A 6296-nucleotide genomic window follows, 5' to 3' on the forward strand; every position below is an offset into this window, starting at 1 on the left:
ATCTCTGTTTAATGTCCTTGCGGACAGATCGCTCACTCAAAATACTGACAAGCTCATCTTTCGATGCGCCGTGTTTCTTTTTTGTGAACATTTGATAATTTAAGTATTCAACGTCGCTTACGCTTCGCTGGCACCTTCATCAAACGCCCACACTTATCGACTGTTAATTGTTAAAGAACTTATTCTGTGCTACTTCTGCCGTTTGCTACGAAGCGTTTTGTTCGTTGCAGCAGAGAGGTGAGATTATGCAGCGTTTCGCGTTTCTCGTCAACCCCTTTTTGTTACTTCGTTTCTTTCGAAACGCCCCTGATCTGCTCTGCAACTACTTGATTTCGCTACTGAATCAGCGGGGAGGCGAACTATAGCAAAGCATCCCCGCAGTGGCAAGGCCTATTCTGACAATGTCGTCACGGAGTAACCTGAATCGGCCCGCATGCTGCCTGTTGTGAATGGCAGCAACGGCCAGGTTTTCTGCGAATACAAGGGCAACTGGTCAGCATGGTAGGGCGACGCCGGATCGACAGACTGCCCATACAGAAGCATCGCGTGCGCGACCGGCCCGGCCTCATCGAACGTCACCGTCTGCACGTAGCTGGTACCCCATGCAACCTGGTGATAGCCATCCGCCTGCAGCGGCGTCTCCATGTGAATGGAATTGTAGGAGCCATCGATATCGCCGATCGCTCCGTGTAGCGGTACGCGTATGCCCTTGCGCGTGTCGCTCTGGTAATCACCGAGCCGCCCGTCCAGCGGAACGCCCAAGGCCTGCATCTGCTGCGCCGCTTCTTTCAAGGCCACCAGCATGGCAGGCCCCGCAGCGGGAGCAAGCCCGCGCGGGGTATTCACCGGATCTGCCGGGTCCAGCGGGACGGCCCATTTGTCCGCAATCAGCGACGCCCGGTTCCAGAACTCGCGAAACAGGACCGCCCCCCGGCTATCGAGATTGGCATGCCTGTCCCATGCGCGCAATACCCGGCAAGCTTGCGCCACGATGGCATCGATGGAAACGCCGCACAACGGCAGAAATTCCGGGAGCATCAATTCCGCCGCGTACACGCGATTGGCAAACGCCAGCTCCTGCACATCGCTCATCTGCAGCCGCCTGTTATCTGCCAGGGCATCTTCGAGCTGCCTGAATCCGATACGCGTGCGCAGCATCTGCGCCACGCCGGTCGGCCCGTACAGCGGCGAGTAGCCGAACGGCGCCGGCCCGGTCAGCAAAGCGCGCGGCGTCGACAGCCAGTAACTGTCATTGGAATTGCCGACATAATCGGTGCGCGTCATCCATGGCGCCTGGACCGGCGAGAAAACGCCCGCAGGCGCCCGTGCATCATCGCCCCACCCGCAGGCCCGGCGCGAGCCGTCGAACATCAATAGCTGCGGCAGCACAAAACAATCGGACGCGAACATCTCCGCCCCAACCCTGGGCACGACACTCGCATCGGCATACAGGACATTGCCATCGCGGTCGGCCGCCATCGTATTCACCCACGGCAGGCCGACAATCGTGTCGAGCGACGCCTTCATCTCGCCGACATTTTTGGCGCTCCCTACGCCGATCCATTGTTCGATCAGGCGCGTATTGTGGCGATTCGCATCACCCAGCACGTGCACAGCAATGGGCGACCAGGTAATGCCCGCATCCGGTTTCACCAGCACCGCGCCCTGCTTCGTAAAATAGAAGGTCTTGCTGCGCCGGCCCATGCTGCCATCGGCCCGCAGGCTGTCCACGCTCACCGTTTTCGAGCGCATTTTGGTGGGAGAGCCATCGTACAGATATGTCGTGCCGCTCGGATCGCGCGTATCGAGCGCCAGTCTGAAGGTCGTGAAATGGACCGCGCGCGTCACGGTATGCGTCCACGCCACGTCCTTGTTAAAGCCGATGACGATAATGGGAATGCCGCCCAGGATCGCCCCCATGGCATCGTAACGCCCTGGAATCGTCAGGTGCGCCTGATAAAAGCGGTCGGTGCTGGTCCAGGGATAATGCGGATTGCCGAGCAGGATGCCGCGCCCGCTCGCCGTGACATCCTTGCCGAGTGCCAGTCCATTGCTCCCCAATTGCTCCCTGGTGAGGCGCGCAAGCCTGCGCTCGAGGAAGCCGATATCGCTGATCGCCCCGACTTGGGACTTGTCCGCCGGCGAAGCGCCGCTATCGCGCGCGGCATCGACGATCTCCCGCGCGAATACCTGGCCGGATGCGTGCAGCGCTTTCTCGGCGAGCACCAGCATCATGTCGTCATACGTAATCGGCCTGACCCACGGCGCCTTGTTGCAGGCGGCGGGATAGCGGCCGGCATACTCCTTGAGATAACGGTTATAGCCGGCCGCGTAACCGGCCAGCAAATCGCGCGCTTCCTGGCTGCCGGCGGCATATCCTGCCTTTAACTGCTCCGCATCGAGATAGCCTTTGAAGAAAAAGTCGCTGTCCTCGTTGTTAAGCTTCATGAAATCGCTGCTGGCGCCATATTCGCCATCGCGCGCCGGCGTTGCCGCTTTATCGGCGCCGAAAAATTGCGAGCGCTCGCCGCGTACCGTGAGGATGGTATCGGCGAACATACAGACATTATCCTGGGCATAGGCATAGGCCAGCCCGTAGCCGATGCCACGAAAATCACTTGCGCGTATATGGGCGATGCCGTGCGACGTGCGCGCCAGTTCAGCGCGGAACTGGGGACGGGCCGCCGTCCCCCGTCCAGCTGCCTCGTCATTACGCCCGCAGCCCCCCATCGCGAGCCCGGCCAGGCCTGCCGCCAGGGCAGTCGACACCTTGCGATGTTGGCGAACTAAATCCGAAAATACACGTCTCATGGTGACTCCCTTTGACTGTCGCCGGCCGGATGACCGACAGGCAATCGTACGAACGCCGGCTTGAAGCGTATTGAGTGGAGTCAACAAAGGAAAGCTGTGCCGCAAGCGGCGGCAACGGGTCGTGCTTGAATGCGATGACGTCCCCGTCCTGCCGCAGCCAGCGCTGCGCCGCAAGCCTGCTGCGGCTCAGTACGGACTGGCGGTCGGACGCACGATGATTTCGCTCACGTCCACGTCAGCCGGCTGGTCGATGGCAAAGCGGATGGCACTGGCGATGGCCGCTGGAGCAATCGCAATGCGCCGGAAGTCGCGCATGGCTTCGCGCGCCAGCGGATCGGAAATCGTTTCCGCCAGCTCCGACTCGGTCACGCCCGGCGAGATGACCGTCACGCGAATGTCGCCGTCCACTTCCTGGCGCAAGCCTTCCGACAGGGCGCCCACCGCGAACTTGGTCGCGCAGTACACAGCGGCCGTGGGACTGACTGCATGGCCGCCAATCGACGAGATGTTAATGAACTGGCCCGAGCGCTGTTGCTGCATCAGCGGCAGGGCGGCCGCGATGCCGTGCAGGACGCCGCGGATATTCACGTCGATCATGTGATTCCATTCGTCGACCTTGAGCGCATCGAGCCTGGACAAGGGCATCACTCCGGCATTGTTAACGAGCACGTCGACGCGCTTGTACACGTCCAGCGCGAAGGCCACGAAGCCTTGCACATCTTCCAGGCGGCGCACATCCATCGCGAAACTTTCGGCTACGCCGCCTTCGTTGCGGATCTCGGCGACCAGGGCGGTGAGGCGGTCGGCGCGGCGCGCACCGAGCACCAGGCGGTAACCGTGGCGTCCAAGCAAGCGCGCGGTGGCGGCGCCGATGCCGCTGCTGGCGCCGGTAATGAGTACAACTTTCTGGTGCGGATGGTGATGGCTGGACATGTGGTCTCCTTGAATGTCGGACAGGTGACGCATCTTACAAACCAATGGCATGCACGGAAATACACAGGACTATCGGCTGATTGCCTATTTCTATATAGCGCACATGCCACGGCTGCAGGTAGGCGACGCGGCTGGGAACATGCCGCTCCCACTTTCATCCGCATGCCTTTAATTGATGAGAAAAAGAAATATTTCATGCTTTCGTTAGGTGTAATATTCGTCGAGGTGCATGTCGCTGCGAACCTCCGGCGATGGCGTGCGCGCAGGCCGGTGCTCACCGCATCGGGAGAATTTATAATAAGAAAAACCGGCAGCATTGCCGGTAGATTGTCTGGGGACGGGGAATGGGTTTGACGGCGAAGACCAAGATCGACTGGCGCGAGGAATGCGCGCAGGCGCGATCTTCCGTTAACCCACCCCATGCCGATGCGAGGATGCTCTGAGTCAAGCCTCCGTCAAGACCTATCTGCCCTGGGTCGTCGCCGCTGCGCTGTTCATGGAACAGCTCGATGCGACCATCGTCAACACGGCGGTACCGAGCATCGCGGCGAGCCTGGGCGTCAGTCCGCTCAGCCTGAAATCCATCGTATCCAGTTACATCCTCAGCCTGGCCGTGGGTATTCCGGTCAGCGGGTGGATGGCGGACCGCTTCGGCACACGGCGCGTGTTCGCGGTAGCCATTGTGGTCTTCACTATTGCATCGGTGCTGTGCGGCATGGCGGTCACCGCGCCGATGATGGTCGCCGCCCGCTTGCTGCAAGGCCTCGGCGGCGCCATGATGATGCCGGTCGGGCGCCTCGCCATCATCCGCACCTTTCCCAAGTCCGAGCTGCTGGGCGCGATGAATTTCGTGATCATTCCGGCGCTGATCGGCCCGCTCCTGGGACCGACGGTCGGCGGGCTGGTCGTGCACTGGGTGTCGTGGCGCTATATTTTCTTTATCAACGTGCCGGTCGGCCTGGTGGCGCTATTCCTGGTGTTCCGCTACATGCCCGACTACCGCGCGGCACAGCGGCGGCCGCTCGACGTGGTCGGCCTGATCCTGTTCAGCTCGGGAACCGCGATGCTGTCCTGGTTTCTGGAAATCTTCGGCGAACATACGCTGGCGCCCGTGACCGCCGCAGCCATGCTGGGGTCCTCGCTCGGCTTGCTGGGCGCGTATGCCTTGTATGCACGAGGCAGGAAGTTCCCGCTGCTGCGCTTGTCGCTGTTTCACATCCGCACCTTTCGCATTGCCGTCGTCGGCGGTTTCCTGACGCGGCTGGGCCTGGGCGGCATGCCCTTCCTGCTGCCGCTGCTGTACCAGGTGGGCTTAGGTTTTCCGGCATGGAAATCCGGCTTGCTGATGATGCCGGCCGCCATCGCGGCGATGGCGATGAAACTGGTGTCGCAACGTTTGCTGCAGCGCTTCGGCTATCGCCAGATCCTGGTGGTCAATACGGTGTGCATCGGCTTGACGATCGGCCTGTTTTCCTTCATCGGCGCCGGCACGCCGCTGGTGTTGATCGTGCTGCTCGGGCTGACCCAGGGATTTTTTAATTCGCTGCAGTTCTCGTGCATGAATTCACTCGCGTATGCCGATATCGATGATCAGGATTCAAGCATGGCCAGCACGATGTCGAGCTCATTCCAGCAGCTGTCGATGAGCTTCGGGCTGGCCGCCGGATCGCTCGTCACCGCCTGGTTCCTGGGCGATGTGCCGCAGACCGACCGCACGATGGTCATCAGCGCGCTGCATCATGGTTTTGCGACGCTGTCGATCATTACCGTGATCTCGTCGCTGACCTTCTGGCGCTTGCACCAGAACGATGGCGAGAGCATCAGCCGCGGTACGGCGCTCCAGCTTCAGCGCTAATCGTGGCGGTTCGGCGGCGTTTTTTCCTGAGCGCCCGGCTCAGGCGCCGGGCGCGGGAGGCATCATTGCGCCATCGCGCACGACATACCACGACTCGATCGTTTCCTCATCTAAAGCGAGATTGAAGAACTCGAGTGCGGTGACCAATTCATCGATTTGTTCCGTGCCTGGGTACGAAGAAAAACGCCGATAGCCCGGGTCGAGGGGGATGAGGCGATCCCCGCACTCGATCTCCGGCAGGCTCCAGACATCGCGGCGGCCAACTTTGTAGATGGGAGCCAGCATCCAGCCGGCAATCGCGTCACTGGTATAAGAAGCCAATGCCAGACAGGACCAGGAATTTCGCGGACTTGATTTCGATGGCCGCCACAGAGCGTGGAGGTAGGCAATCACTTCCACTTTCAAGACGATCAGGTCAGGCAGATCGGCAAGCCAGTTGGCGCGAAAGAGGCTTTCTAGCGGAATATCATCGAAATTCATCAGAATTCCATGAAGGGATTTGGGTGGACGAAAAAAAACCCCACCTGCACAAAACGCGATTGAGCGCGCTTGGCTGGTGGGGCTTTCTCATATAACTAGCCTGACGATGACCTACTTTCACACTGGTTGCAGCACTATCATCGGCGTAAAATCGTTTCACGGTCCTGTTCGGGATGGGAAGGGGTGGTACCGATTTACTATGGTCATCAGGCATAAC

The 6296-nt window shown here is 60.3% G+C and carries 4 protein-coding genes and 1 rRNA gene; 1 reads left to right on the plus strand and 4 read right to left on the minus strand.

The window, feature by feature from the left end:
• Positions 1 to 390: 390 nt before the first annotated feature.
• Both F2P44_RS33715 and F2P44_RS33720 read right to left on the minus strand, forming a co-directional pair.
• The gene (locus F2P44_RS33715; protein WP_229423900.1) at positions 391 to 2898 is read right to left on the minus strand and encodes a penicillin acylase family protein; all 2508 of its coding nucleotides are present in this window, start codon (positions 2896 to 2898) and stop codon (positions 391 to 393) included.
• Between the two features lie 99 nt (positions 2899 to 2997).
• The gene (locus F2P44_RS33720) at positions 2998 to 3744 is read right to left on the minus strand and encodes an SDR family oxidoreductase (RefSeq protein ID WP_223165147.1); all 747 of its coding nucleotides are present in this window, start codon (positions 3742 to 3744) and stop codon (positions 2998 to 3000) included.
• A 439-nt stretch (positions 3745 to 4183) separates the two neighbouring features.
• On the opposite strand from F2P44_RS33720, the gene F2P44_RS33725 reads away from it, so the two are divergent.
• A complete protein-coding gene (locus F2P44_RS33725) occupies positions 4184 to 5599 on the plus strand; it encodes a DHA2 family efflux MFS transporter permease subunit (RefSeq protein ID WP_167094376.1) in 1416 nt (471 codons plus the stop codon).
• A gap of 39 nt (positions 5600 to 5638) precedes the next feature.
• Here F2P44_RS33725 and F2P44_RS33730 read toward each other — a convergent pair whose 3' ends face one another.
• Together F2P44_RS33730 and rrf are read right to left on the minus strand one after the other, a co-directional pair.
• Positions 5639 to 6079 carry a hypothetical protein gene (locus F2P44_RS33730; RefSeq protein WP_167094372.1) on the minus strand — a complete coding sequence of 147 codons (441 nt, stop codon included), beginning with the start codon at positions 6077 to 6079 and terminating at the stop codon, positions 5639 to 5641.
• Positions 6080 to 6177: 98 nt separating this feature from the next.
• A 5S ribosomal RNA gene (gene rrf, locus F2P44_RS33735) occupies positions 6178 to 6290 on the minus strand.
• Between the last annotated feature and the right edge of the window lie 6 nt (positions 6291 to 6296).

Source organism: Massilia frigida, from assembly GCF_011682175.1.
GTDB lineage: Bacteria > Pseudomonadota > Gammaproteobacteria > Burkholderiales > Burkholderiaceae_D > Telluria_A > Telluria_A frigida.

Coding starts and splice junctions, on each gene's coding strand:
- F2P44_RS33720 (WP_223165147.1), bottom strand. CDS start 3,744: ATGTCCAGCCATCACCATCCGCACCAGAAAGTTGTACTCATTACCGGC.
- F2P44_RS33730 (WP_167094372.1), bottom strand. CDS start 6,079: ATGAATTTCGATGATATTCCGCTAGAAAGCCTCTTTCGCGCCAACTGG.